Annotated in this window: 41 protein-coding genes and 1 riboswitch; of the genes, 6 read left to right on the forward strand and 35 right to left on the reverse strand. The window is 53.3% G+C overall.

Annotation, left to right across the window (positions count from 1 at the left end; translation table 11 throughout):
• Positions 1–170: 170 nt before the first annotated feature.
• A complete protein-coding gene (locus KJS55_RS13315) occupies positions 171–4,919 on the forward strand; it encodes an LPD3 domain-containing protein (RefSeq protein WP_213543507.1) in 4,749 nt (1,582 codons plus the stop codon).
• 31 nt (positions 4,920–4,950) lie between these two features.
• On the opposite strand, the gene KJS55_RS13320 is transcribed toward KJS55_RS13315, so the two are convergent.
• From KJS55_RS13320 to KJS55_RS17730, 3 genes are all read right to left on the reverse strand, one after another.
• Complete coding sequence (locus tag KJS55_RS13320; protein ID WP_213543508.1) at positions 4,951–5,652, reverse strand: BRO-N domain-containing protein; 702 nt, start codon at positions 5,650–5,652, stop codon at positions 4,951–4,953.
• Positions 5,649–5,894, reverse strand: coding sequence for a hypothetical protein (locus KJS55_RS13325; RefSeq protein WP_213543509.1), 246 nt, complete (start codon positions 5,892–5,894; stop codon positions 5,649–5,651). Before KJS55_RS13325 ends, KJS55_RS13320 begins: the two co-directional genes overlap by 4 nt.
• 121 nt (positions 5,895–6,015) lie before the next feature.
• The gene (locus KJS55_RS17730; RefSeq protein ID WP_428846513.1) at positions 6,016–6,177 is read right to left on the reverse strand and encodes a ribbon-helix-helix domain-containing protein; all 162 of its coding nucleotides are present in this window, start codon (positions 6,175–6,177) and stop codon (positions 6,016–6,018) included.
• Between the two features lie 134 nt (positions 6,178–6,311).
• Between KJS55_RS17730 and KJS55_RS13335 the strand changes: the two genes are divergently transcribed.
• The gene (locus KJS55_RS13335) at positions 6,312–6,794 is read left to right on the forward strand and encodes a hypothetical protein (protein ID WP_213543511.1); all 483 of its coding nucleotides are present in this window, start codon (positions 6,312–6,314) and stop codon (positions 6,792–6,794) included.
• A gap of 135 nt (positions 6,795–6,929) precedes the next feature.
• On the opposite strand, the gene KJS55_RS13340 is transcribed toward KJS55_RS13335, so the two are convergent.
• From KJS55_RS13340 to KJS55_RS13480, 29 genes are all read right to left on the reverse strand, one after another.
• Entirely contained in the window at positions 6,930–7,133 is a 204-nt protein-coding gene (locus KJS55_RS13340) for a hypothetical protein (RefSeq protein WP_213543512.1), read from the reverse strand.
• A 32-nt stretch (positions 7,134–7,165) separates the two neighbouring features.
• On the reverse strand, positions 7,166–7,528 hold the full coding sequence (locus KJS55_RS13345; RefSeq protein ID WP_187032402.1) for a hypothetical protein: 363 nt from the start codon (positions 7,526–7,528) through the stop codon (positions 7,166–7,168).
• A gap of 137 nt (positions 7,529–7,665) precedes the next feature.
• Positions 7,666–7,947: a hypothetical protein gene (locus KJS55_RS13350; protein WP_213543513.1), complete on the reverse strand. Its 282-nt coding sequence runs from the start codon at positions 7,945–7,947 to the stop codon at positions 7,666–7,668.
• Complete coding sequence (locus KJS55_RS13355; RefSeq protein WP_213543514.1) at positions 7,940–8,158, reverse strand: DUF551 domain-containing protein; 219 nt, start codon at positions 8,156–8,158, stop codon at positions 7,940–7,942. Before KJS55_RS13355 ends, KJS55_RS13350 begins: the two co-directional genes overlap by 8 nt.
• Positions 8,155–8,562, reverse strand: a complete 408-nt coding sequence (locus KJS55_RS13360) for a hypothetical protein (protein ID WP_187032408.1) — start codon at positions 8,560–8,562, stop codon at positions 8,155–8,157. Before KJS55_RS13360 ends, KJS55_RS13355 begins: the two co-directional genes overlap by 4 nt.
• Entirely contained in the window at positions 8,559–8,939 is a 381-nt protein-coding gene (locus KJS55_RS13365) for a YopX family protein (RefSeq protein ID WP_213543515.1), read from the reverse strand. The genes KJS55_RS13360 and KJS55_RS13365 overlap by 4 nt, the downstream gene beginning before the upstream one ends.
• On the reverse strand, positions 8,936–9,256 hold the full coding sequence (locus KJS55_RS13370) for a dATP/dGTP diphosphohydrolase domain-containing protein (RefSeq protein WP_213542714.1): 321 nt from the start codon (positions 9,254–9,256) through the stop codon (positions 8,936–8,938). The genes KJS55_RS13365 and KJS55_RS13370 overlap by 4 nt, the downstream gene beginning before the upstream one ends.
• Positions 9,253–9,561: a hypothetical protein gene (locus KJS55_RS13375; protein ID WP_213543516.1), complete on the reverse strand. Its 309-nt coding sequence runs from the start codon at positions 9,559–9,561 to the stop codon at positions 9,253–9,255. Before KJS55_RS13375 ends, KJS55_RS13370 begins: the two co-directional genes overlap by 4 nt.
• A 160-nt stretch (positions 9,562–9,721) precedes the next feature.
• On the reverse strand, positions 9,722–9,937 hold the full coding sequence (locus KJS55_RS13380; protein ID WP_213543517.1) for a hypothetical protein: 216 nt from the start codon (positions 9,935–9,937) through the stop codon (positions 9,722–9,724).
• A 70-nt stretch (positions 9,938–10,007) separates the two neighbouring features.
• Positions 10,008–10,256: a hypothetical protein gene (locus KJS55_RS13385; RefSeq protein ID WP_213543518.1), complete on the reverse strand. Its 249-nt coding sequence runs from the start codon at positions 10,254–10,256 to the stop codon at positions 10,008–10,010.
• On the reverse strand, positions 10,237–10,662 hold the full coding sequence (locus KJS55_RS13390; protein WP_213543519.1) for a hypothetical protein: 426 nt from the start codon (positions 10,660–10,662) through the stop codon (positions 10,237–10,239). Before KJS55_RS13390 ends, KJS55_RS13385 begins: the two co-directional genes overlap by 20 nt.
• A complete protein-coding gene (locus KJS55_RS13395) occupies positions 10,659–10,964 on the reverse strand; it encodes a hypothetical protein (protein WP_213543520.1) in 306 nt (101 codons plus the stop codon). Before KJS55_RS13395 ends, KJS55_RS13390 begins: the two co-directional genes overlap by 4 nt.
• Positions 10,965–10,988: 24 nt before the next feature.
• On the reverse strand, positions 10,989–11,417 hold the full coding sequence (locus tag KJS55_RS13400; protein ID WP_213543521.1) for a hypothetical protein: 429 nt from the start codon (positions 11,415–11,417) through the stop codon (positions 10,989–10,991).
• On the reverse strand, positions 11,417–11,800 hold the full coding sequence (locus KJS55_RS13405) for a hypothetical protein (RefSeq protein WP_213543522.1): 384 nt from the start codon (positions 11,798–11,800) through the stop codon (positions 11,417–11,419). Before KJS55_RS13405 ends, KJS55_RS13400 begins: the two co-directional genes overlap by 1 nt.
• A 149-nt stretch (positions 11,801–11,949) precedes the next feature.
• Complete coding sequence (locus tag KJS55_RS13410; protein WP_213542717.1) at positions 11,950–12,297, reverse strand: hypothetical protein; 348 nt, start codon at positions 12,295–12,297, stop codon at positions 11,950–11,952.
• 193 nt (positions 12,298–12,490) lie between these two features.
• Positions 12,491–13,054, reverse strand: a complete 564-nt coding sequence (locus tag KJS55_RS13415) for a hypothetical protein (RefSeq protein ID WP_213543523.1) — start codon at positions 13,052–13,054, stop codon at positions 12,491–12,493.
• Positions 13,051–13,347 carry a hypothetical protein gene (locus tag KJS55_RS13420; RefSeq protein WP_213543524.1) on the reverse strand — a complete coding sequence of 99 codons (297 nt, stop codon included), beginning with the start codon at positions 13,345–13,347 and terminating at the stop codon, positions 13,051–13,053. Before KJS55_RS13420 ends, KJS55_RS13415 begins: the two co-directional genes overlap by 4 nt.
• Positions 13,348–13,392: 45 nt before the next feature.
• On the reverse strand, positions 13,393–13,725 hold the full coding sequence (locus tag KJS55_RS13425) for a putative PDDEXK endonuclease (RefSeq protein WP_213543525.1): 333 nt from the start codon (positions 13,723–13,725) through the stop codon (positions 13,393–13,395).
• Positions 13,722–14,432 (reverse strand): DUF6291 domain-containing protein, encoded by a 711-nt coding sequence (locus KJS55_RS13430; protein ID WP_213543526.1) that lies wholly within the window; start codon positions 14,430–14,432, stop codon positions 13,722–13,724. Before KJS55_RS13430 ends, KJS55_RS13425 begins: the two co-directional genes overlap by 4 nt.
• A 4-nt stretch (positions 14,433–14,436) precedes the next feature.
• Entirely contained in the window at positions 14,437–14,601 is a 165-nt protein-coding gene (locus KJS55_RS13435; RefSeq protein WP_213543527.1) for a hypothetical protein, read from the reverse strand.
• A 14-nt stretch (positions 14,602–14,615) separates the two neighbouring features.
• Positions 14,616–15,032: a single-stranded DNA-binding protein gene (locus KJS55_RS13440; RefSeq protein WP_213543528.1), complete on the reverse strand. Its 417-nt coding sequence runs from the start codon at positions 15,030–15,032 to the stop codon at positions 14,616–14,618.
• A complete protein-coding gene (locus KJS55_RS13445) occupies positions 15,025–15,744 on the reverse strand; it encodes a hypothetical protein (RefSeq protein ID WP_213543529.1) in 720 nt (239 codons plus the stop codon). Before KJS55_RS13445 ends, KJS55_RS13440 begins: the two co-directional genes overlap by 8 nt.
• A complete protein-coding gene (locus KJS55_RS13450) occupies positions 15,741–16,313 on the reverse strand; it encodes a hypothetical protein (protein WP_213543530.1) in 573 nt (190 codons plus the stop codon). Before KJS55_RS13450 ends, KJS55_RS13445 begins: the two co-directional genes overlap by 4 nt.
• The gene (locus KJS55_RS13455; RefSeq protein ID WP_213543531.1) at positions 16,310–16,627 is read right to left on the reverse strand and encodes a hypothetical protein; all 318 of its coding nucleotides are present in this window, start codon (positions 16,625–16,627) and stop codon (positions 16,310–16,312) included. The genes KJS55_RS13450 and KJS55_RS13455 overlap by 4 nt, the downstream gene beginning before the upstream one ends.
• A 15-nt stretch (positions 16,628–16,642) precedes the next feature.
• Positions 16,643–17,149 (reverse strand): 3D domain-containing protein, encoded by a 507-nt coding sequence (locus tag KJS55_RS13460; RefSeq protein ID WP_213543532.1) that lies wholly within the window; start codon positions 17,147–17,149, stop codon positions 16,643–16,645.
• Between the two features lie 370 nt (positions 17,150–17,519).
• On the reverse strand, positions 17,520–17,942 hold the full coding sequence (locus KJS55_RS13465) for a hypothetical protein (protein ID WP_213543533.1): 423 nt from the start codon (positions 17,940–17,942) through the stop codon (positions 17,520–17,522).
• Between the two features lie 101 nt (positions 17,943–18,043).
• The gene (locus KJS55_RS13470; RefSeq protein WP_213543534.1) at positions 18,044–18,226 is read right to left on the reverse strand and encodes a hypothetical protein; all 183 of its coding nucleotides are present in this window, start codon (positions 18,224–18,226) and stop codon (positions 18,044–18,046) included.
• 92 nt (positions 18,227–18,318) lie between these two features.
• Positions 18,319–18,522, reverse strand: a complete 204-nt coding sequence (locus KJS55_RS13475) for a hypothetical protein (protein WP_213543535.1) — start codon at positions 18,520–18,522, stop codon at positions 18,319–18,321.
• A 12-nt stretch (positions 18,523–18,534) separates the two neighbouring features.
• The gene (locus KJS55_RS13480; RefSeq protein WP_213543536.1) at positions 18,535–18,735 is read right to left on the reverse strand and encodes a hypothetical protein; all 201 of its coding nucleotides are present in this window, start codon (positions 18,733–18,735) and stop codon (positions 18,535–18,537) included.
• A 207-nt stretch (positions 18,736–18,942) separates the two neighbouring features.
• Between KJS55_RS13480 and KJS55_RS13485 the strand changes: the two genes are divergently transcribed.
• Positions 18,943–19,365 carry a hypothetical protein gene (locus KJS55_RS13485; RefSeq protein ID WP_213543537.1) on the forward strand — a complete coding sequence of 141 codons (423 nt, stop codon included), beginning with the start codon at positions 18,943–18,945 and terminating at the stop codon, positions 19,363–19,365.
• A gap of 360 nt (positions 19,366–19,725) precedes the next feature.
• On the opposite strand, the gene KJS55_RS13490 is transcribed toward KJS55_RS13485, so the two are convergent.
• On the reverse strand, positions 19,726–19,923 hold the full coding sequence (locus tag KJS55_RS13490) for a helix-turn-helix domain-containing protein (protein WP_213543538.1): 198 nt from the start codon (positions 19,921–19,923) through the stop codon (positions 19,726–19,728).
• A gap of 156 nt (positions 19,924–20,079) precedes the next feature.
• On the opposite strand from KJS55_RS13490, the gene KJS55_RS13495 reads away from it, so the two are divergent.
• The 3 genes from KJS55_RS13495 to KJS55_RS13505 all read left to right on the forward strand — a co-directional run bounded on the left by KJS55_RS13495 (position 20,080) and on the right by KJS55_RS13505 (position 22,387).
• Entirely contained in the window at positions 20,080–20,910 is an 831-nt protein-coding gene (locus KJS55_RS13495; protein WP_213543539.1) for a S24 family peptidase, read from the forward strand.
• A gap of 35 nt (positions 20,911–20,945) precedes the next feature.
• The gene (locus KJS55_RS13500) at positions 20,946–21,191 is read left to right on the forward strand and encodes a hypothetical protein (protein ID WP_213543540.1); all 246 of its coding nucleotides are present in this window, start codon (positions 20,946–20,948) and stop codon (positions 21,189–21,191) included.
• 122 nt (positions 21,192–21,313) lie between these two features.
• Positions 21,314–22,387 carry a tyrosine-type recombinase/integrase gene (locus KJS55_RS13505; protein WP_213543541.1) on the forward strand — a complete coding sequence of 358 codons (1,074 nt, stop codon included), beginning with the start codon at positions 21,314–21,316 and terminating at the stop codon, positions 22,385–22,387.
• 201 nt (positions 22,388–22,588) lie between these two features.
• Here the strand turns inward: KJS55_RS13505 and KJS55_RS13510 are convergent, their stop codons facing one another.
• Together KJS55_RS13510 and KJS55_RS13515 are read right to left on the reverse strand one after the other, a co-directional pair.
• A complete protein-coding gene (locus tag KJS55_RS13510; protein WP_213543542.1) occupies positions 22,589–23,443 on the reverse strand; it encodes a hypothetical protein in 855 nt (284 codons plus the stop codon).
• A 72-nt stretch (positions 23,444–23,515) separates the two neighbouring features.
• Positions 23,516–24,616 carry a M20 metallopeptidase family protein gene (locus tag KJS55_RS13515; protein WP_213543543.1) on the reverse strand — a complete coding sequence of 367 codons (1,101 nt, stop codon included), beginning with the start codon at positions 24,614–24,616 and terminating at the stop codon, positions 23,516–23,518.
• A gap of 137 nt (positions 24,617–24,753) precedes the next feature.
• Positions 24,754–24,921, forward strand: a riboswitch (Lysine riboswitch).
• The last annotated feature ends 73 nt before the right edge of the window (positions 24,922–24,994 follow it).

A 24,994-nucleotide genomic window follows, 5' to 3' on the forward strand; every position in this document is an offset into this window, starting at 1 on the left:
CAACCGAAGAACAGGTCCAGGCGGTTCGGAAACGCGCACAGGCCCCCGTTCGAAAGCCGACAGGACGCAATCCAGAAATCAAAAAGGATGCACTTGTCAATGCGATAACTTCTAGTATGAAAAAGAATACTGCTCAGGCAGAAGATTCTTTGCCAGGTCGCGCCTTAAGCATGAGGAACCAGCTCAAGCAGGAGGCGCAGCGTGGCGTTGACGAGATTTTATCGTCGCGGACCGGCGCTGTCATTCGAGGCGCCGCAAAGAGTACGGCGTCCGGATTTGCCAATACTGCGGGGACCGCGCTGGACGCCCTGCGGCAGGCGGACATCAACGCCTCTCAGGAAAACCAGAGGGCTCGTCAGGAGCTGGAAAATGCCAGACGCTACCGGGAGATGGTTTCGGCCGGAAGGTTCGCGGACGGCAGGACGATGGAGGACGGGGACCGTGAACGCCTCCTCCGTCTTGCGGAATTGGCGGAACAGCGCGCTGGCGTCTACACGGAGAGCGCAGCTGCGCAGCATGAGCCGCTATCTCAGGCCGTTCAGCGCATCCAAGGCGGTGCGGACCGGTTGAGCGCATCTTCTCAGGAGGACATTGCCACCGCCAAAGAAGGTCTTGGCCGGGCGGGACAGTTTGCGGTAGATGTGGGCGTGGCTGGGACACAACTTCTAGGGGATATTTTGGCCGGCTCCGTGACAGGCGGCGGCGCTCTTTTGCCGATGGCGGTCCGAAGCTTTGGTTCCTCCGCGCAGACGGCCAGACAGTCCGGTGCGGACCTGGGGCAGCAGCTTCTATACGGCACGGGCAGCGCCGCGCTGTCCGTTGCCACAGAGAAAATCTCAAACGTAGCCGCGCCGTTTAAGGCCGCATTCGGCGCAGGCGTTTTGGATGACGCACTCTCCCGGCTTCCCGCAAAGCTGTCACAGTCCGCGGCAGGTCGAACCGTGCTCTCTGCTATCGGTGAGGGCGGGGAGGAAGTGGTGGAAGACCTGGTGCAGCCGCTTCTTCAACGAATCACCTATGACAGCGGAGCTCTCTCCCAGTACCAAAACCCGGAATTTCTTTCAGACACGTTATATGATGGGCTGATAGGTGCGGCGCTGGGTGGCGTCGGCGGCGCCGCAGACGTGGCCGTGAACAGAATAGGCCCAACGGCGGCACAGGAGGGCGCAGGAGCGTTTGGCAGGGACAGCGGGGGCGCGGGTGCCCCTGGGGTGCAAGATGGCGCACATGGCATCCTGGGGCAAAACAAGACCGCCCCCGAAGTGGGGACGGCGGTGAAAGCGGACCGCGATACATACACCGTAGTCCAAAAATTGAAGGAGAGTATACCGGCGCTGAAAGAAGTGGAGCCGGTGGCAAGGACAGGCATACAGGCAATAGAGCGTGTGAGCGGCAGTACAATGGCCGAAAAAGCACGGAACTTGTTTGAGACTGTCAAGGGTATTGTAACAAGACCAGACTTTGGAGATGTGGAAATCAATGGACGCTCTTTGAAAGATGACCTGAGTCACGGAGTGGGCCCTGCAAAAGCTGCTACAATTGCTACTGTTCCGGAGGTAATACGGCGCGGGCAACAAATCTATTTCGCGGAAAACTGGAAAAATAGAGGCTATGACGGGTATGTGTTTGCCGCTCCGGTGATTATGGACGGGCAGACCGCTTATGTGGCAGCAGTGGTGAAACGTACCAGTAAGAACCGATTCTATCTGCATGAAGTAGTTGATTCCACTGGAAACATCATAAAAATAGACGCGGGAGAAAGTGCCACTCCAACCAGCCTTGCCGCCAATGGCGACGCTGGGACACAATCTCCGGCGTCTGGGGACCTGACGCCTGCGGAGGCCAGCTTGGTAGGTCCATCACCTACGGCTTCCACCGAGACGTCAAGCCCGATTGAGGGTACGCGTACCCCCAATCCTGATTCTATCATAGCACCGGGGGCGGAAAATGTCAATCCGCCGGATGGATTAGGGGCGGCGGATGCCGGAACTCTTGGTGACTTCACGACCATGCAGAACGAGAGCGACGTTTTCCATCCAATCAACCAGCAAACCCAGGAACGGGAAATAGAGATGGGGAGAGCGCCGGAGGAAGTTCCTGTTATCAACCCGCGAACCGGTCAGAATATCACAAAGACTGTCTCCACGATTTTGAATAGTCCCTTGACCTCCAATGAGATGGCTAGAACGATTGAAGCATCCGTATCGGAAGGACAGTTTGACTATGCACCCGTTACAGATCGAGCTGCCAATCTTCGCGCGCAGCAGGACATTTCAAAGCAGGGACTGGATGATGTTGCTCAATACTTCATTGCTAAGGTGGATTTTGGTCAGAAAATCACTAAGCAGGATATGGCCTCCGGAATCGCCGCGTATAATCAGGCTGTCGCGGATGGTAATCATATGCTGGCGCTTAATTTGGCAACTGCCATTTCCGAAAGCGCGCATAACAGCGCGCAAGTGGTTCAGGCAATGAACTTAATGAACCGCCTGACACCGGAAGGAAAGCTTCTGGCTCTGCGGAAATTCCTGACCAGAATGAATCGCAAGAGACAGGGAACTCAGCAGCCCAGGAATGTTAATACGCACTCACAGGAGGATGTGGATGCCGCGCGGCTTGACTATGTGGAAAACAGCACAGGCTTTTCAATCAATGATGAACTTGCCGCCAACTACCTGATGGCGGAGACTGACGCGGAGCGGGCGGCTGCCTGGGATGTGCTCTTGACGAATGTCGCTCAGCAGGTGCCGTCTACCTTCCGGGAAAAGGTCAATTTCTGGCGTTATACCATGATGCTGCTGAATCCGACAACACACGCAAGAAACCTTGCGGGCAACGCTATCCAGTGGGGAGCCAGAAAGATCAAAAATGGCGTGGGCGCTGCCATTGAGAGAGCTGTAATCCGGGACCAGAGTCAGAGGACAAAATCCTTTACCACCAGCAAAGACCTGCGGTCATTTGCCAAAGAGCAATATAAAATTGACCAGGAAGCAGCTATGGGAAGCGGGAAATACTCTGACACGTCTGCTGCCGGCATTAACCGGGAGATTCAGGAGCGGCGCAAAGTCTTTTCTGCCGGGACGAATAGCATCCTAGCAAAAGGCGTTCAAGCTGTTGGAGACTTCAATGCCTGGCTGATGGATGCGGGAGATGTTCTTTTTAATCGGCCGGCCTATATAGATTCCTTCGCCCAAGCACTTAAGGCCAAAGGAATCACGGCGGAACAGGCGAGAAACGGGGGACCGGAAGTGGATGCCGCGAGAGCCTATGCCATCCAAGAGGCGCAAAAGGCTACTTACCGGAATACAACCGCGCTTTCCGAGGCAGTTTCCAGAATGGGACGCTATGAAGGGGACAATCCTGTTTTGAAGGCCGCGTCCTTTTTAGCGGATGCTGAATTGCCGTTCAGAAGAACGCCCGCAAACGTGTTGACTACTGGTCTTGACTACAGTCCTGTTGGTCTGGCCAGAGGCATAAAGAACGCTTTGTGGGATGTCCGCAAGGGGAATATGGATGCCGCCGCCGCTATTGACCGGATTTCTGAGGGATTGACCGGGAGCGCAATTATGGCGCTGGGTGCTTATCTGGCTGCGGAGGGATTTCTTCATGTGCGCGCGGGAGGAGATGACGACGAAAAAGAATTCAACCAAGATCGGGGAATGCAGGATTACTCTTTACAGATCGGGGATATGTCGTATTCTCTGGATTGGGCGCTTCCCGCCGCAATGCCGCTGTTTGCGGGCGCGGCTGTCATGGAATCCGTGCAGGAGGCCGACGGGACATTTTCAGCGTTAGCGGACGCGATGACCGGTATTTCAGAGGTTGTGCTTGAATCATCCATGATGTCCTCTCTGGACGACCTGATTGCCAACTGGAGCTATGCGGACAACAAGGCGACATATCTCATCGACGATGTGGTGACAAGCTACTTGGGGCAATATGTTCCGACCATCGGCGGAAAAATTGCCTCCACTATGGATGAAACTGTCCGAAGGAGCTATACGGAACCTGGCACGGGGCAAGTTTCATCTGATGCGCAATACTTTTTGCAAAGCATCATGAAAAAAGTGCCTGGAGTCAGGAATCAGCTTCAACCTTCCGTTGACTTGTGGGGGAATGAGAAATCGAACGGCAGCTTTGAAGAGCGGCTTTTCCAGAGCTTTGTTTCCCCGGGTATTCTGCGAACGACTGACACCGGTCCGATTGACCGTGAAATCCGTCATTTGGCAGAGGCTACGGGAGATTCTTCTGTATACCCAAAAGAGGCTGAGAAATCATTTGCTGTAAACGGAGAACGAAAAGATCTCACGGCAGAGGAATATACGCAATATGCTAAAGTTCTTGGGCAGACCAGGTATAAAACCATTCAATCCTTGATGGAAGACCCGGCCTATAACCGGCTTAGCTACGATGATAAAGCAAAAGCCATCAGCTACGCATATCAATACGCGACGGCTATTGGCAAGCAAGCTGTCAGTGCGTACAAACCGGCAGACAGCAGCTTTGCGAAAGGCGCTATAAACAGCTCGCTTCCCATCGAAAGCTATATTCTGTATCAAATTAACTCCGACAGGAATCACAATGGCAGTACGGACAGCGTTGAATCTGCGACCACGCTGCAAGAACTTACTGGCATCACAAACCGGCAGAGAGGCGCCGCTTGGGCGCAGAAGAACAGCCAGACCAGTGAAGCGAAAAATCCCTTTACCGGCGCATTGCCGAGCGCCGGGGTCTCCGTCAACACCTCGATTGCCATACTAGAGAAGTATCGCGCCCTATACAACGACGACAGCATGAAAACCAGAGAGAAGGCACAGGCATTCAAGGACTATGTCTATGGCCTGGGCCTCTCCGGTGGCCAGCTGGCCGCTGTCAAAGAGACCTATACTTGGTGGGGCAGCTACCCCGTTGAGTGGTGAGAAAAGCCCCGCCGTCTGGCGGGGCCTTTTCTCACTGTTTAGAGATGATTGTTTCCAGAACGGGCAAGACGCTAGCGTAGTAGCGGAAGGAGGAGACTTCCTTTCCAGGGCAGTTCTTGGCGACATCATTGAACCATGCCCCGTACTGCTTTGTTTTCAGGTGGTTGCGGTTGGCGAGCATCCCAACCTTGTTTGCGGAGATTCCCAGTTTTTCGCCGATCTCCTGTGCTGAGTAGGTCTTTTCCCCGGTATAGGGCAGGGGGAGCAGGTATTCCCCGGTCAGCTCCTTTGTGGCGTGGGCCTGGAGAACTTGTCTGTAAGTACCGTCGTACTCCTTCGCCAGACGCTCCAGAAGCTGGGCCTTGCGGATGCGGATGCTCTCCAGCTGGTAGTCGGTCATGGGCTTGGCTGTGTACTGTCCCGTCTTGCGGATAGTTGGGAGGACCTCGTCAAAAATCCAGCTTTCGAATTTCTCTGCGCCAGGGAGCTGGGAGGAAGTAGCAAGGCGGTAGATATCACCCTCAGGGATGAAGTTTGTGAGCTGGTTTCTTCCCAAGTCATCGGTGAGGTGGCGTTTCACCACCCCACGGCAATGTTGCTTGATGGCGTTGGTAGTGTCCTTGTAGCCAAGAGCTTGGGCCACGTCTTTTGCACAGAACAGAGTCTTGCCCTTCTCTGTGATAGTGCGAATCTGCCCGAATTCGGGATTGTTGAAAACTTTCAGTTCATTCATTGTGATACCTCCATGATCTGGCTGCGCAGGTCCCCGATTGCTGAGAAAATGGCATCGTAAGCCGGGATGTAGATGCTCTGCAATCGACCGGAAATGGAGGCGAGGATGCAAGCGGCATCGTTGCTTCCCGCATTCACAGCGGTATGGACATCGCTCTCCATGGCCTCCTGGGTCAACTGCATCAGCGCAAGAATCGAATGCAGCGAGACTTCGACCTCTGTCATAGTAATTGTGTTGTTCATACTGGCTCCTCCATAAATTTTTCTTGATTGGAGGTCCCTCTGGTGGTATCATAGATTTACCGGCAGGGAGACCTCCGGGGTGATAAAGGGCGGACCGCTTGTAGAAGGGTGGGTCTGCTCTTTATTTTTGGGCCAGATATTCCAGAACGATCATGCGGACAAGCCCGCTGACAGTTGTGCCTTTTGCCTCCGCAAGTGCTTTCAGCTTTTGAAGTACATCTGGAGGAAAAAAGACATTGATCCGTTCTGAATTGGCCTTTGGCCGTGGGGACACTATTTCCACCTCCTTTGTGTGGATAATATCACCCTTTTATCACCACGTCAAGAAGAAAATTCACAGTAAGACATTAAACGCTTGCGGCTCTAAGAAGAAAAATAATTTTCTGTTAAGTATTGCAATTTCGTGTGGCATCGTGTATGTTGAGCTTGGAGGCGATGGGAGTGTTTGGGCTTTCCACACGAGAAACGTTGGTTCGGGCGATTGAAAATGCGTGTAGGAATGAGATTTGCGTTTACAAAAACTGCGTAAAAGACGGCCTTGCTCATTACTCTGAATGGAGTGAAGAAGAAATTTCACGACACGCATTATTAGCAAGAAGAGAGTATGCAAACGCTGTATTTGATGCTATGCTGGAGTCCTTTCGGGTTAGTAGTCCGATTATCGATGCAAGAATAAAACTGGTAATATGGAACCCTCGGGTGACTGGGGTTCCTGATGAAATCGATACTGATTATTTAGCGGACAATGGTTTTTCAGCAGGGGTTACATACGCAATCTGCTATTTTGCCGTTACGAATAAAAAGATAAATCCATCAAAAGATTTCAAGATAATATCTGCATTGAACCACTACCAGACTAAACTAATGAATGATGCTCTGGATGAGCTGGACAAGAATTGATACTTCGGCGGGGCGGTTGCCCCGCCTTTCTCATTCCTCCCGGTATTCGATGTACTTCTTGAATGGAGCTGACTTGTTGGTGCCGGAGCGGTCCATGACAGCGCGGACGCCGGTTGTCTGCGGGGATTGACTTTTTTACTTATGCTGTCCGCCCTCCCCATTCTTATTGTCCTCCTTTTTCCTTGACGAAAACAAATCATCATCCATCGCAAAAACACTTCGTCTGTGATACATCGTTGCGCTGTTTGAGTTGATGACAAAATATGTGTCGTGTGGATAGTTTTCCTGAAGCCACTTAATCGTATTTTTTAGCAAAGGATAGATTTCATTGTACTGCATAATTCACCTCCTCAGCCTATCCGGGAACTCATTCAAGGGCTATCCCTCCTCACCTTTGGCGTATAAATTCGATTCTCGGTGTTCTTCTCAGCTTTCCGCACATCTCCCAGCAACCGCTCAAGGCTTTTGATCGTTGAGCGATTTGCGTCTATCCAGTCAAGAACCGGAGCCGTCTCACTCATAGTGTCCTTTGCAGCCCGTCTTTTCTGACGGACTCCTCTCAGCTCCTTTGATAGACGAGCAAAGTCGTGATAGTCATGATCTTGAAGCTCCAAGCTATGTAGGATGTCCTGTGTCTCGTCATTTGCTTCCTGCTCGTCCAATTCTGCCATGTGGTAACGTTTCTCGGTTTCTCGTAGATAGGAGAGGAAGGCTTCTATTCCTTGACTGGTCAATCGCTATCCCTCCTCATGCTTGTCTCTGTTCTTGCTTGCAAGGGCATTCGCAATTGCGCATACTATTTCGTCGATGACGAGCAGAGCAAAAGTCAGCAAGAAAAAGGTCATCCACGGATGGGCAAGACACCATTCGGTCATGTGGCTATCCCTCCCACAATTCTAGCGCCCGCTTCAGACTCCAGGACGGTATGTAAATCCTCGATGTTGCAATAGCCTTCCGCAATGCTATCCGCCAAGTCTCCAACCTCTTTCCAGACCTTTTGCAGAGCTTCCAGATCAAAGCCCTCCTTATCGCGCAGGGCCATCAAAAATAGAGCGCTTGCGAATTTGATGCCATCATCCCGCCCACGAAGCTCAGCCCGTTTTACATCTGCCTTTGACGCCGGCTGTCTGCGGGGGTTGACTTTTTTACTCATGCTGCTGATTCTCCTTTGGTGGTTCGGGGAGGGGCATCCATGCAACAACCTCAATCCAAGGTCGGCCTGTATTGTCAAGTAAATACCAATGGTCCCCTGTGTAATGTGTCAATTCAAAATGTTCCGCTTTTTGAGATGTATTCCGCCAGTATACCAACACTTCTTGCCTCACTTCCGGCAACCGCTCCCTGACGCTAATCCAATCGCTCATGCTGTCCGCCACCTCTCTAACACATTGATTATCTCAACTGCCGTGTCATAGTCGATACGGAATCTATTATAATATAGTTCGGAAATCAGGTTCCGCGCCTTGTAGATGGTGTCTCGCCGCTTCTTCTCAGCAGCATCTTCCGCTTCTTGAAGCTCTGCCTCGATAAGCAATTCTGCCGTTGGCGGGCTAATCTCTCCAGGTGTTTTCCCATAGCCGCCTACTCTTCCAGACCAGCTCCATGGAGATTCTTTAAAACTGCCCCGATTGGTCCTGACAATACCAGATGGAGTGACTTTTTCTACTTTGGCAGTTTGAATCCTTCCCGCAACCCCAAACCCGCTGTATATCACGATATCTCCCGGCTTTAACGATTTCACCCATGCCAGTGATTCTTCTTTTGTCATTGCCCGCCCTCCCCGTCGTGGATGTTGCTGATGATCTCAATTCCGCTCGTTGAAAGGTGCTTGTTTGCGCCCATACTTTCAGCGCCATTCAGCCAAACGCAAAATCTATTCCATTCTGGGTCATAGCATACAGGAGCTTCTTTTTGTTCACCTTTCCAGTTCGTCCAGCGGATAATATCCCCCTCAAAAATCTTCTTCCTGTTCCTGTTGGTCAGGCCGGTGTACTCGCAGACCGTTGAGGGGTCAACCTCGTAAGCTTCACCATGTCGATTTCTGAGCATAATAAAGGGATTTAAGCTATCATGGAGTCGGTATAGATAACCTTCCACCCATGCACCATCACTCAGCCGTTTGGCTTTGAAAAGGATATCTCTCATTCTTTGCCCTCCATCTCAATCAAAAACGCCGCATTGCAGGCCAGATGCCATAGATGAGGCAGGCCGCTTTCCGGATCGCACTTCTCACCCTTAAGATAGGACAGCCAGTGCCGGTATAAAGCATCCTGATAGCGCTGCGGCTCCACCTGCCGCCAATTCTCCGGGTCGTGGTACTTTTCATTTCCGTACATGCGGACCGCCGTCACAGCCTCGATCAGAGACACAGGAACCAGAGTAGGGCGAGGCTTCCCTGCGTCGGCTTTGGCCTTCTGGTCATCTTCATGGACCCATTTGTTGGTAATCATAACTTCGTTCATTCCGCACCTCCGCTGTTCTCATCCGAAAACGGGTCAGGAGTCAGAATCTTATCTTCCCATCCAAGCTTCTCATAATTCGCCCTGCAAGTTGGGCAATTATGACCTACACGAACTTCCAGCGGATCATAGAAACAGCCGCCCAGAACATCCCCAATTTGTTCTCCACACCGTGCACAGTAGACATACCCGAAGCAACCTGTGGTAATATGGCTATGTCCAAGGAGCGCACACGTCACGCTTTTTCGCCTCTCCTCATCGAGCGGTTCCAATGCCGCAATTTTCTTTTCATATTCTTTTCTTGTCATTGGGCACCTCCGATTGTTGGAATATAATCCATGCTGAAAGAAACTTCCTCCATCATAGAGCCGCATGGGCAAGTGCATATTTCCTTCCGCTCCTCCTCGGAAATATCGTCAGGAAAATCTATGCTGAAAAAGAACCCGCAATCAGGGCATTTCAAGGAAATCATTGGGCACCTCCGATGATCTCGTCAAGGGTGGAAATTTGTCCATTTTTCATGCTTGGAAATAGGTCAGCATGCAGATAGGCTATTGCCCCAATATCCGTGTAAACACGAATAACACATGGTATTAATTCCAGTTTTTCAGCATTTGGATAAATAAGTTTGATCGCCTTCGCCCTCTCCACCTCCTGCTCCGTCCAGCGGGGCTTTTCCTCCAAATCCCACTCATGTACCCATTCACGACAGCAAATCCCTCTCTGATAGATAGGGCAGGTCTGTTCGCACGGCTTATTTGTGTGGGACTTTCTGTATTGATAACACCACCTTGGTATCACAAAGACGGATTTCAAACTTATAGTATTCCGGCTCATCCTCCACCACCTCATAGCCCATCAGGCGGGCGGCTTCGTGGGGATTTTCTTTTAGTCGTCCGCATGAGACATTTTTCCAAACCAGCTTACAGCCAGAGCTTCCTGCCCCACACGTGTCACAATGAGTTTCAAATACTTCCCCTGTCTCAGGGTTCCGAAACTTCATGGTCGGCCTCCTTTCGCTCCCACTCCCTGCACCGTTGCTCCGGCTCCGTGAAGTCGGCGCAGTTTGGGGAATTCCCGTTAAAGCACACGCCCTGATAGTCCTCGTACCAGGCGCAGGTGGCGCAGTTGTGGCAATGTTTTGGTTGCCAATCAGCCCAAATATCAGCATCAAGCCCATTAAACTTGCTTTTCCCACACACTGGACAAATTGGGTCGCTAGGTTCCCACTTCGCCCTCACCACAGGCGCAACGTCGGCGGCGGAGATATTCTCTACTCCATAACTAATTTCACGTAAGCATTCCTGCACAGCGCTGTGTGCTTCATAGTCAAACATAGAGCCGAAATCAACTGGATTGATTTTTCCCAGCAGATTCAGGATAGTCGTCCTCTCGATGTACTCCTTCATTCCTTAGCCTCCCGATTCCCCATAGCATAGTGACACCCCATACACATAGGAACTAAACTGTCAGGGTTTTCTCTTTGATATTTTGAAAAGTCCTTTGCTTCGTCTTTTGATTTGAAAACATAAGAATAATGCACAGTAGGATAAGGATTGAGCCTAAAGGACGGGCTATAAATATGACAATATAGTGCGCCTTGATAATCACAACAGGTTATTCCCTCTATAACGCCCTGATACACCTTCCCAGAGCAATGAACCCACCAAACAACATCACCAATGTTCAGTTTTGTTTGGATTTCACTCATTCCTGCTCCCTCCGTAGTGCGGCCTCAATATCCATAACAATAGTTAGCTTCTTTCTCCCGCTTCATCTGATCCAACTCGGTCTCTTGTTCTTTCAGCAGTTTGTCCCGCCGTTCCAATTCTGCGGCCTGCTGAGCAATCAGTTTTGATTTCTGCTCCAGTTCGGCTTGTACCGCTTCCAACCCCTCGTGCGCCTTGATGATTTCTGTCTTGGCGCAGACGATTGGGCAGTCGTGGCATTTGTCCTCATATTTTTTCAGGCGGGCGTTTTCGGCCAGCAGGGCGGTGATGGCGTTGGCGGATTGTTCAATGTAGTACGGCTCAGGGTCAGTCCACACTAAGTCACCCGCTCTACCGTAACCACCTTCCGCACAGACCAATTCACCATATGGGATTTTTTCCCCATACTGGCCCAAAAGGCTTCTCAAGTCATCAATTAGTTTTTCGTAGTCCATCAGGGTTCCTCCTCTCCCTCCGGCGGGCGGCGGTAGTAATTATCTTTTTTGTCTCTCATACAAGACGAGCATTTTTCAAGTGCCCCCATTTCCGCCCATAGACACCCATCGCATATTAGCGCCTCGTTCGGCGGGGTGAGGGTGGGTTGACGCAAGGTCAAATTTGCAGCAACTTGTGGAGAAACGGCTTTTGTGAGCGCCAATGTACCGCATTTCTCGCAGGCAATCAAATGCAGCCTATCTTCGCAGTAATATGTCATAAGAGGGCCACCGCAACGGCGGCATTTTCCATCTACCTGAAAGCCTCGCCCTTTTGGTTCATCATAGAGCTTGTGGCACAGCTTATCGAGGTACGTTGCGCCCTTCTCAATCGCCCTTGCCATCTTTCACCTCCTCCAATCTCCATGTACTATACGGAGCATGATACAATCGCCCATCATCTGTACACACCATAATCTGCATTGCTGAGGCGGTCGGGGTGTAAATTTTTGTTATCACGCCCCGGACACCGCTCACCATGCAAACGACCCTGTCACCTATCTCCATACAGCGCCTCCAATCTCTCCATCACCATCTCCGCGGCCTCGTCCGTCATGGGAGCACCGCACCATGCGCAGAAAGGTGTTTCTACATCAGGGGTTCTCCCGCATTTTGTACAGCGGCACTGTATATTTCCAGCTCCCAAAGGCGGCAAATAGTGTTTCCACACACCCCTCCAGACCTTCTCCACCTGCTCCCGGCTGACGGGGCGGAGGGCGGAAATAATCTCTAACGGGTCTAAGGCCGATATGACCGCTTCTGCGGCCTCTCTGCTGGGAGTATAATGGCAAAGGTTCCAATCCTCTAAAATTTCGTTCGCTTCTTCCCGCGTCATTTTCATGGCTGGGCCTCTTTTTTCGCCTTTTTCCTATCGGCCAGTCAACGGGGATAACCGTTTTTTAAGATGCAACCATCATCTCCATCAAATCTGCAACCACTACATGAAAACTGTTTGGCGCAATATCCTTTCAGCCTTTTATAGGCCCTGTCTACTGGGTCAATACGCTTGAATAAGTTCATTCCATCCCCTCCACTCAATCTTCTTTGATACGAACAGGAAGAACCATCTTAATGTCCTCCTTGTTGGTGCGGAGAAGAATAGGCTCTACATTGCTGCGGAATTCCAAAATTACCGGCTGCCTAAAGCTTTCTCCAGCAGATACCTTTGCTGCCTGTAAAGCTGCCAGGAGGTAATTTCCGTTGAAGCCAATCCGGTATTTTACCTCACTTGTTGGAATTGCTTTTTCCCATTCAAATCCGCTGTCCTGCGGCTGGGTATATCCGAACGAGAACCCACCGCACCGGATTACAGCCTCTTTCCCTTCTTCTGTCAGAGAGATGGTTGCATACTGCTTGTTTGGGAGTTTGGTATTGCTCTTGATGAATGCCACAAAGTCTTCGTCGCAATCACTGATAATTGAGTGCTCCACAGACATCCGATAGCCATCAACGGCCATAGCCGCGACTTGATTTTCTGCTGCATGGAACTCCAGCTTAATGTATTGATTGCAAGGACAGGTGGCGCTATCGCTCACAAAAGACTTGGTGGCCGCAATCAAGCGGTTCAAGTCGTTAGTGTAAATCTTTGCCGACTTCATGTGTTTTCCTCCAATCTTTGTAATTCCTCCGCGCTCAGAATTGGTGTACGAGTATTCCAGGCGAGGCGGGTTTTATAATAGTCATAGCTCCAAATGGAAAAGTTAATTCCGCACTCGCACTCAATGCTAACCGGATCGCCGCCACTATCAGGGTCATAGAAGGTCGGCTTCCAGTCCTCCGGGCCGTGTTCCTTTGGTGTTCTGCCACACATACACGGCACCAGCACCCCCGCATCCGTCAGCCGTTTCGCCGCCTCGTGGTCGCCCAGCAGGGCGCGCCTTTCGGCTGTCATGTCATCCTCCTGACTGGCTCTGCGTAAATCTCAAGCAGAAGCGTTTTACTTTTCATGCCGTCCAGCCTCCCACTCCCGGTAAATGGTCATGAAATCCTCTGCCCGGAGCGTTACAAGCCACTCCTCCCGGCTGTGCCTGTGAAATACCACGGGAATCAAAGAGGCAACCGCGTCCCTGACAGCTTGCTTCAATGCCTCCCGAACATTCAGCCGTTCAACGGCCTTGCACTCGATATGGAGGCCCGGAAGCCCGATCACGTCCGCTGCCTCTCCGGTTTTTCCGCAGTACTGCGCTGTTCTGCGGCACTCATAGCCCTGCTCCCGCAGGAAGTGGACCAGCCGCAGCTCTCCCTCTTTTCCCTTGCGCTTGCTGTTCATTTCACATACCCCCAGGCGCTTTTGTTCGAGCTCTCCGCTGAGGACTTCTTGCCGAATTCCCGCTTTTTCTCCAGCGCGTCCCAATCCGCAAGGCACCGGACGCCGCGCGATTGCTTGTCCTGCAGGATTTTGCGGATATACGGCCATGTGGCCGCTTTGCTGTCCAGGGCGATGTCAAAGGCCCTCCGGCATACTTCTGCGCCCATGACTTCTGCAAACCCGCGCAGTTCGTCAAGGGAGGACGGGGACGCGGATGGGTTTACCCGGTTCAGATAGTCAGACACTACCTCCGCTTCCGCTCCTGTTGGCAGTGGGGGGGTAGGGGGGGGACAACCCTGACCCTGACCCTGACCTTGTCCTTGTCCTTGACCTTGTCCATGGCTTTTTTCGCTTTCTTCAAAACCCATTGGGTTTTTTGGGTTTTCAGTAAACCAATTCGGTTTTTCTCCCTTAGGTGGTCTTCCGCCTTTTTTACCATTTTCCCGGTTGGTTGTAGCGGTTGCCTCTTGCGCCTGCAAAGATTCGTCGATGTCCCTTTTGATGGCTGGCCAAACGTACCGTTCATTCCCGTTGAATTCTGGCTCCACTCCCGACGCACGATATTTCATCATGGCCAGCACCAGACGCCCCACTTCACCGTCACTGTACGGCTCGAAATAGCTTTCGTAGCTCATCCAAAGCTTGACATATTCCTTTTTTTCCGCCATTGCCTTACTCCTCTTCGGAGCGTCGAACTACAACGTCAAAGTTGTTCTTTCCTGCGGTAAACAACCGGAGCAAAGCGGGAAGTTCGCATTCACGCACCCCTTGAATAGTTACCGTATCGTTTGCATCGTCCAGATAACCACCGTCAATAACAAACAGTGTATATTTCATTGATAGCCCTCCAATCAAAACGGTAGCTCGCCGTCTTCCTCGCTGATCTCTGCAAAGTCGGAGGCGGAAACGTCCACACCGCGGGAGACAGGACGGGAGCCCTGGTCATCTTTCTTGGAATCCCCAAAGTAGACGTTATCCGCGATCACCTCGGCGCTGCGGCGCTTGCCGCCGTCCTTGTCCGTCCAGTCCCGGATTTGCAGGCGGCCCTCCACCACAGCCATGCGGCCTTTGGAGAAGTACTTGCTGACAAATTCAGCGGTAGAGCGCCAGGCCACAATATCAATGAAGTCCGTCTCCTTCTCGCCGGACTGAGACTTGAAGTCCCGGTCCACGGCCAGGGTGAAGGATGTAACAGCGGTGCCGCTCTGGGTGCGGCGCAGCTCCGGGTCACGGGTCAGGCGGCCCATGAGTGTAATGTGGTTAAGCATCGGCACCCTCCAATTCCTCCAAGATAGTATCAAAATCCTTTGTCAGGATGTCTTTGGCACTGGAATAACCGTATTTCTTCAGCAGCGCTTTGGCGTCTTGCTTGGTCAGTCCGTGCCGCCCAGCGGCGGCATAGAAGAACTTCACCTGGGCGGGGGAGATGGGAAATTCCGGATTTTTGGCGTTGAAGTAGGCGCTGGCGTCCTCCGTGTCGCTCTCCACGTCCTGGGTGAAGCTGTCGGACATACAGCCAAGAGACAGCGCCGCAGAGACCAGGGCCCGCTTCTGGGCCATCTTTAGGGCGCTGTTTGCGCCATCAAAGGGGGACTGCCGTCCGTTGCGGCCTTCCCGGGTGTTAGCAGAGCCGTAGGAGCTGGTGATGGTATACTCCCGCCCGTCCACGATCTTGACCAGGTCGCAGCGGACGGCGTAGAAAAAGAACCCGCTCTCCGCGTCTTCCAGCTTGCTCTCTATGTGGTATCTCTGGCACAGGCCATAGGCCACGGCTACCTTTTCCGCGCCGGCCTTAAAGAGCGTTGGGTGCTTGGTCTGGGCACTGCCGTCCTTCCGGCGAATCATGCCGAAGTCCACGCCCCGCCGCAAGGTGGCCGGAGCGCCGCCGAAGACAGATATCTCATAATCCCCGGTGTGGGGCTTTTTCTGGACAGCCAGCGGAGATGCGCTGTAACTATAAAGCATCAATTCCTCACTCATGTGCGTTTCTTCCTTTCGGTGGCGTTGTTCAGAAACAAACAGGCATCCAGCAGGGCCCGGTCCGCCGGGACTTCCCGCAGCTGATAGGTGCCGTCTGCGCTGAGTTTTAAGGCGTAGAGGTGTGTACAGTGATATCGTGGCGGAAGGAGCGCTTGATAGGCCGTCAGCTGAGCCCGGAGTGCGGCGCTGTAAAGCTGCCCGGTCTTGATATCCAGGATGCAGGTGCGCCCGTCATAGAGGGTTCCATACCGGTCCAGAGTCCCGGCGTAGCCAAGCTCCAGGGTTCCCATAGGGTGCTCGATCAGCTCCCAGTCCGGCCGGTAGTCCTTCAAAAACCGCCGATAGGCGTTGAGATACCCGGCGATCTGCGCGGATTCCTCCGGCTCTTCGCCATAGTCAATCAGGGCGCAGGCCTCGTGGACCGCAGTCCCACGCCGGGCCGCTGCCTCCGCGAGCCATGGCTCATCCGATTTGTAGTCATAGGCCAGGAAGCGGCAGATATGGGTGACGCTGGGGAGGTCCACGCCATCCAGCGTATAGGTATGGGATGCCTCATGAAATTGAATCATGGGAACGCCCTCCTCTCCGTGATGCTGGAGCCCTCCATCCAGGCGTCAAACTGCTGCTCTTCCTCAGCCGTGAGGGTATCAAAAAATTCTGTCACCCGCCGCTTCAAAGACATGCGGCAGCTCTCACAGAGCACAGGCCCCACCGGCATAGGCTGGTCGCAGGCGGGACAGAAGGCCGCCTCTTCGATGTGGGGTTCCAGGCAGACCGGGCAGACAACCTCCTGGAATTCTGCCCTGGGGTCCACCGTGGGGTCTTGATATGTTCGGATGTGCGGCTTATCGAAAAACGTGCCGCAGAGTTCGCAATAGTACACGCATTTGGCCTCCTTTCATTCCTCGCACCACCAGATATCAGCCGTTTTCACGCCCAGGGATAAGGCCTCTTGGTGCCCCTGGACTGCCAAATCTATACGGTTTCCCCGGATAGCAGGGCCGGTATCGTCCGCCCGCAGGCGCAGCATTTCGCCGTTGCGCTCGATCATGATGGTGCTGCCCAGCGGAATCACGGCAGGGTCCACAGCGCAGCTTACATAGGGCGTCACGCGCCGTCCGCTGGCAGTGATGCCGGAGCCTGTCCCGCAGATGTGGGGCCGTTCCTCGCAGCAGTAGAAGGTGATGGTCACGTCCTCCAGCTTGGTTGAGCGGGCCAGCAGTGCGGCCTCAATCAGCTCATTTTCAGCCGCCTCCAGCTCGTCCAACGGGATCTCCGGCATGATGGCTTTTGTGTGTTCCGGGCGCGGAGGCTCCGCATCCACATTCAGCGCCAGGAATCCAATTAACCAGATTGCCAGAAGCCCGATGAAGCAAAGATATGTAAGAATCTGCCGTCGCTTCATACCCGCCCCTCCAGCTTGTCCACCACCCAGAAAAGGCCTCTGGTAAATGTGCATACTCCCAGCAGCACAAAGAAAAATGTTAAATTGCTCATTGGCTTCTCCTTCAGTTCCATCAAATGAATACCGGGGTCATGCGCCGCCCGATCAAGAATCAGTTCCTTCAACGCGGCAGAGATTGTCAAACTCGCGGTTCACGTATCGGGCCATACCTCTTAATTCTTGAATTGTTGTCGGTTCATTTTTCATGTTAAAAATATCCTCCTATTCTTGCCAGAGGCCGGAGGATGTGTTATACTGTCTCCGATACCTCGTGGTCCTTTCACGTGGTGTCATGGGCTGTCCTCTGTTACCGACAGAGGCAGCCCGCTTTTTATTTTTCGTCCACAATGATTGTCCCTGTGGTGTAATAAATCATGTGACGATTTCCGTCTTCATCATCGAATAAAATGTAACTCTCCCGGTCTGTTTCAACGTCAAACTTTCCCGAATACTCCTTGATAAGCTGACCGTTTATGTCGTAGACAGATACTGTTCTCTCAATCCCACCAGACAAATTGCTCTGCTGGTCTTTCAAAGCCCTATGTCCGCTCTCAGAATTAAGCCGATACCAGATATAGGCGCCACAAATCAGCGCAGTAATTAAAACTGTTGCCGCTGTTGCGATTGAGAGTCCAATTTTCAAGCCCTTTTCGTATTGTTTATCAGTCGCTATTGCTCCCCGTAACAAAAATCCTGCGATAGATAGGCCGAAAACGCCTGTGATAATAACGAATACCCATGCTCCGATTGTCATAGTTTATAAACCTCGCTTTTTTATTTTCCTAAAAATAGGTGCGCTGTTGTGCTCACTTACTTGCCATGGTAGAATGTGGGCGAAATAGGTAAACAATGTTTTCAATCAAATCCCGCCTGGAAACTCTGACGGATTTTTGTCCCGTGGAAGTCAAATTCCACGGTGTAATAGCGGCCTTTTGGGTGGATGTAGACCACCTCGCAGGGGTACAGGCGGCCATCCGTGGAGCCCCAATAGGTCGTGTCCAGCTCCAACGGGCGGCGGAGCTTGTCCCCAATGTTCATTTACCGGCCATCCAGTTGATTGACCAGGCGGAATATCCATTCGGTGGCCTTCCAGGCACCGATGGCTGCGAGCGCAGCGGTTAAAAACCAGTTCATGATCTGGCCCCCTCGCACAGACGGCGGGCCAGGGTTTCCGCGGTGATGGTGCCGTCCTTGTTGAGCGGGTAGCGCTTGCGGATAGCCCGGTGGTCTTTGAGGCCGGTGTATCTATAGATATCTCCATAGCCCAGCAGGTGCCGGCCTCCGGTAAATTCCAGAATCGCGGCCAGATTGTCACGGTAGTATTTGTTTTCCATGGGGTCCTCCTTCTATAACAGTATGGGGGCGAGCAGCAGGGTCAGAAACGTTCCGGCGGCGATCAGGGACAGCAGCAGGATCAATTTCTGCTCCCCGGTCATATGCCGGTTCGGCCCCTCATGCCGCTCCAGGCGGGCGGCGTCCAGGACCTTGTCCACGTCCTTCTCCGCGCCGCGGATGTTCTCTACCACATCTTTGAAGTTTCGTTCCATAAAAAATCATCCTCCTTGTCTTGTGCCCGGCAGGAGGATGTGGTAAAATCATCCTGCGGGCCTGTTGGTTGGTTCAATAGGCTTCCGCCGCCCCGCCAGGTGTTGTCCGCGCCTGGCGGGGCATCTTTTTTCGCTTGTCGTGGTTGCGTTCTGGGTTTTGGAATGGTAAAATTTTCCCGTATATCCAACAAAGAAAGAGGGATAAGCATGAAAAAAATAATTGTGTGGTTTTTGCTTGCAATCTCTGTCTCTGCCTATGCCGGCTATTATGTAGGCAGCGGACACGGATATGACTCCGGGTATGAAGCTGGATATGACTACATGGAAAGCTATATGGCTGAGAAGGTTTCCGCCGAAAAAGTCGGTGCGTATGATGAAGGCTACCAAGCCGGCTATGAACGTGGACTGGAAGAGGCCGCATCAAAAAGCAATTCTTCAGAGATCACCTCTAATCCCCAATTTGTTCCGATTACGCCGGACAACGGGAATCAATCTCAGATGGTCTACATCACAAACACCGGCGAAAAGTACCACCGGAATGGGTGTCAGTATCTGCGGCAGAGCAAGATCGCAATCTCCCTTGATGATGCTATCAACCAGGGGTATACTGCTTGTTCTAGGTGTTGGTAGGAAATTATTTGCCTAAACGGGAAATGCGTGGTAAAGTGAATATGCCGTGCGCGGTACTCTCGGTCATTCCCCCTCACGGGAAAGAGAGGAGGCGTATCAGATGGACAAGCTCTTTACGAGCGTTTCCCTTATGACACGCCGCCATTTTCGCACATTGCTAGACCAGGCGGTGTAACCAGAGGGGCAAAGGTGCGGAGCCTCGCCTCTGGTTTGCGATGTCTAAAGTGGGTGCAACCGCTTTTCACGACCCGGCGACCATACCGTAATGTGAAAGATTCACCGCAGCGAAAACATCTCCGCAGGAAGCGTCTCAGCGTTGCACCGCTGGGGCGCTTTCCTTTTTGCCACGCATTTCCCGGGTCAGCTTGCGTCATCCTCCAGAAGATAGTCCAGGTTATATTCCGGAAGAAATGCCTTGAGTCGCCGGACTTCGCTGTATGTAAACTCAGACCGGCAGGACATCTTGTTATAAAGGCTTTTCTCAGTGATTCCCAAAAGCTCAGCACATGACTTTTGAGAAATTCCTCTGGCATCCAGTGCTTTCTTTAATCGGAGCATAGGCTCACCTCCTTATCGAGTTACCCTGCGGGGTATTTCTGTTTTTATGATATACCCCACAGCGTAATCTGTCAATAGAAAATTACCCTGTGGCGTAAATTTTTTCTTGCATTTTACTTTTCACTGTGGTACTGTTGGTGTAGAGAGGTGACGAGCATGAATTTTTTAGAAAAGCTAGATTATCTCATGAAGAAGAAGGGCCTAAATAAGAGCAAACTTTCCAAGTTGTCGGGCGTTCCTTATACGACCATCGACGGTTTTTATAAGAAGGGGTACGAGAACACCAAGATTTCCACCATCCAGAAGATTGCGCTTGCGTTGGATGTGTCCCTGGATTATTTGGCGGACGACAGTATTTCCGATGAACATTTTCAGCCGAAGGTTCTTCGTGTGGACTTTGGGCATGGGGAGATGGGCGCAAAAAAGGCCCCGCCCTTGTCGGGCGAGGCGATGAGGCTTGCAAAGGATTATGACAGCCTGGACCGCTGGGGGAGGCAGGCGCTGCGAGAGCTGGCGGAGACGGAGCTCCAGCGGATGGAGGATGAGAAACGCTTTCAGGAGGAGGCAGAGGAGCCGGAAACACCACCTGTTATCAACCTGTTTATCAATCCCTCCGCCGCCGGCCCTGCCCTGGGCGAGACCGGACAGAGCTGCGAGCCTTACGAACTGAAACCGGAGGACCCCAGAGGTGCCTCCTATGCCATTCGGGTACAGGGAAACAGCATGGAACCGGACTTCCCGGATGAGTCTATCGTGTTTGTCAATCATGATGAAATGCGGGATGGGGACATCGGCGTTTTCTGCGTGGATGGAGCTACCGTCATCAAGCAGTGGCACTATGACCGCATGTTGGGGATTACCTACCTCTTCAGCCTGAATCGGAAACGGTCGGACGCTGACTTGGTGATCACCGCCAGCAGCGGAAGGTCCCTGGTCTGGCAGGGGCGGGTCATGACCAAAAAGAGATATCCCCTTCCGGGGAGATAAAAAAGCCGCCGGAGGGCGGCGAGGAGGAAGATCATATGAACCACGAAGAAAAAATGATATCCATGCTGGAAGAAATCAATCAACGTCTGGTAAGTGTTGAAGTCGCGCAGGAGAACATCTTAATCCCCCAAATTCAAGCGTTAGCCGAGGGCCAGAAAACTATTCTCGATACTTTGGCCCCAAAGAGCAAGGTGGAGGCGTTGGAGGAGGAAGTCGAGCTTCTAAAGAGCATCATCAAGATGCATACCAACCAGATCAATGATTTGAAAAAGGCGCAATAAAATGCCGCTCCGGCGCTGCAAACACCGGAGCGGATCGATCCAAACCACCCAGCAACCACGACGAAGCGGGAGGTCTCAGGCACAGTATAGCATGGACCTCCGGAAAAAACAAGGAGGTAACGATGGCAAAGCAAAAATATTACCAGCGGCCCGACGGACTCTATGAGTCCATCCGGAAAATCAACGGCAGACGGGTGGCCTTTCGGGGCAAGACCTGCAGGGAGGTGGACCGGAAGATCCTGGCGTATCAGGAACAGGCGCAGGCCGGGAGGCCGTTCCCGGTGGTGGCAGCGCAATGGCAGCGGGAACACGACAAGACGGTGTCCCTCAGCACGCAAATGGTGTACGGATATGCCGTAAAACGGCTTTGCGCGGCATTCCCAAAGAGCATTCGGGACGTCAAGCCTCTGGACGTGAAACGGTATCTCAACGACTTGGAGAGAGCTGGTTACAGTGCGCAAACGGTACAGACTGACTTGAGCGTATGCAAGATGATCTGTTCCTACGCCGTCATTTCCGGCGATATCGACGTGTCCCCGGCTACGGAGATACGCAAGAGCCGGGGGCTTCCGGTAAAACGCCGGGAAGCGCTGACGGAGGAACAGGAGGCCATTGTCAAGCGGGTATCTGCAGAGAGAAAAGCTCACTTTTGGCTGTTCGGCTGTCTGTTGCTCTACACCGGGATGCGGCGGGGAGAAGCCCTGGCGCTGACCTATGGAGACATTGACCGCAAGGCCGGCGTCATCCATGTGACCAAAAAGCTCTCCTATGCGACGGGGCAGGTGCCGGTGCTGGAGGACCACCTCAAAAGCGAGAACGGCCGGCGGGACATCCCCCTGCTTCCGCCCCTGGCTGCGGCGCTGCCGCGAAACCGGGCGGGGCTGATCTTCCCGGGAGAGGACGGGGGCTTTATGCGCTCCTCGGAAATCACAAAAAACTGGCGGCGGTACTGCCGAGACGCGGGTCTTTTCGCTGCAGAGCGGGCCAGCAACGGCGAAACCGTGGAGACGTTCCACATTACTCCGCATTGTTTCCGGCACTCTATGGCCACGATCTGCTATGAGGCTGGATTGGACCCCAGGCAGACGGCCCGGATTCTGGGGGATGCGGTGGAGACTGTGGAGGGGGTTTACACCCACCTTAGACAACAGCGCCAAAAAAGCGCGGCGGAAATCCTGGCGGAATACTGCAAGTAAGCTGCTGTGTATTTTCTGTGTATTTGTACGCGCTAAATGATACCAGATTGCGCAGGTTTGTGCTTGAAATAAAATGAGGTTGCGGCCTTGAAATATGGTGTAAACGTTGGCGGATAAGCATGGGATAGATATAGGGGGATATTTACAAACGGTTTAAAAAAACACGCTGTGCTTTGCACAGCGTGTTTTTCCCTTCATGGATCACGGCTGAGGGGTCAGCTCTTTATCATCCGCCTCGGAGCGCTTCCGGCCCCTGCGGCTAAGGAGAAGGCCCTGAATTTTCTTGGGAGAGGCGTCAATTTGGATGCCCCAAATAGCCTTGGCCAGCCACAAGAAGAACCATAGGACCAGGATGGGGACCACACAGTTTACAATCAGCAGTACCGCAATGGCGTCGATAAAACGGCTCAGGGCCTGTTCGGCCGCGTCAATCGCCCCGGTGACTCCGCTGGTAATCTGCTCTCCGATCTGAGAGAGCCAGCCGCCGGAGACCGCATCATCCGCTTCGCCTGCCTCCTTCTCCACATCGTCGGCAGACTGGGCAGCGGAGTCAATCGTCTGCTGGACATCCAGAGTGTTCTCCACCAGACGGCTGACCCGAAGACTGGCAGGAACTACCAGGCAAATGGCAAGCCCAAAGAGGACCAGCTTGGCGGCAAAGCGCCGCAGCCCTCCGGCGGGACGCCACAGAGAGAGCGCAAAAAATACGCAGGCGGCCGGAATCAGGATGGTGAACGCGGCGTAGGGCAGCATGGTCAGCAGGAGCTTTTCCAGCATAATGGCTCCCACAACCAGCAGGAGATAGGAGCTGAGGTCCGCGATTTTGCTGGCCAGGGGCGTGGTAGCATCGCCTGGAACGGCAGAGACGGCTACAGAGGTGACAGCCGTGGCTGCGGTCAGCTCCATGACTGTGATCTTTTTCTCATCCAGCTCCGCCAGGGCTTTGGCATGCAGTTCGGGCGAGGAGACGGTCCCCGCCAGCCACAGGGCAGAAAGCAGAGCAACTACCAGCAGGAGAGCGCTGGCACCAAGTTTCTGCAGGGTTTCTGTTTTCACGATTTCATTCCTCCTTGTTTTGGTAGCGCTTCCGTATAAACAAGCCTTGCAGATTTCGCGGGACGCTGATTCTTATGCCAGCATCAGCAGGCGCTTCAAAAACGCAACGCCTTCCGGCAGCACCGTCTCATCGTCAAAACAGAACTCCGGAGCGTGAAGCTCTGCAGTTTCCCCGACGCCAAGGAAGAAAAAGACACCAGGTACCCGCTGCTGATAAAAAGAGAAGTCCTCGGCGGCCAGGACCGGGGTGTCCAGCAGGGCCGGCGCCTTCGGCCCCAGTTCCCGGCAGAGTTGCACATAGAGCGCCTCATGGTTCCACACCGCCGGATAACCGTCGCTCAGGTGGACATCCACCTCGCAGCCGCGCTCCTCCGCCACCTGGACGCCCAGTCGAATCAGACCCTCCCGACAGGCCCGGTAGGTATCCTCCTGATAGGTCCGCAGGCTGCCCTCCAGGATGGTTTCCCCGCTGACAGCGTTGCGGACGGTGCCGGAGACCATGCGTCCAAAGCCCAGCACCCGGGGCGGCGGCAGGGCCTCCACCAGCTCCAAGGCGCGGCGATAGTAGTCCAGCCCCGCAGCCAGGGCGTCCCGTCCCTCGGCGGCACGAGAGAGGTGGACGCTCTTGCCGGTGACGGTGATAGTGACCTCATTAGCCCGGGCCATCAGCGGCCCTGGGCGTGTATAGACCGCTCCGGCGGGAAGTCCCGGCCACAGGTGCAGTCCGAATACACGCTGGACATGGTGTTGCTCCAAAATTCCGGTGGCGCACAGGGGACTGGCACCGCCAAACGTCTCTTCTGCAGGCTGGAAGAGGAAGAGCACATTGCGCGGCAGCTCTGATAAACGCGCGGACACATGCTCTGCCAGTGCCAGTGCCATGGACATGTGACCGTCATGACCGCAAGCATGCATGCGTCCTGGATGAATCGAGGCATAGGGAAGACCTGTGCGCTCCGTCACGGGCAGGGCATCCATGTCCGCACGGAAGGCCACGGTTTCCGGCTTTCCGGCATCGAAAAAGGCGCAGATAGCACTGGGAATCGGGGTGGTAACGGTACAGCTCAGAGGTGCGAGGACAGAACGTACATACGCCGCCGTCTCCGGCAGCTGATCAGACAACTCTGGAATACGGTGTAAGGCCCGACGATGGGCGACAACAGACGGGAGCATGTAAAACCTCCTTGAGGATAGTTGGGATATGGGAATCTCCGGTATTGTAGCTATTGTAGCATATCTATAGAAAATCTGACAGGTTTTTTTTCAAAGTAACCATTGCAACGGAGCTGAAATCATGGTATGATGGCAAAAAATGAGATAGAGGCGCGGATGCGATGGACCCACGGGAGCTGGCAGGCAGAGAAGGTGGGAAGGGCAAGTCCGCCGAATTCCTTTTCCGGGCGCGGGAGAGGGATGGGTTCCCAGGAAAGACCTGTGAAACTGTCCGCGGCATTTGCCGCGGGTGCGCTATCCGCTTACAGGGAGTGCTGCTTGCACATACTGTCGGTAGGGGCGTGTCTCTACCGTTTTTTTATGAAAAAAATGGAGGAC

The organism is Pusillibacter faecalis (assembly GCF_018408705.1).
Taxonomy (GTDB): domain Bacteria; phylum Bacillota; class Clostridia; order Oscillospirales; family Oscillospiraceae; genus Oscillibacter; species Oscillibacter faecalis.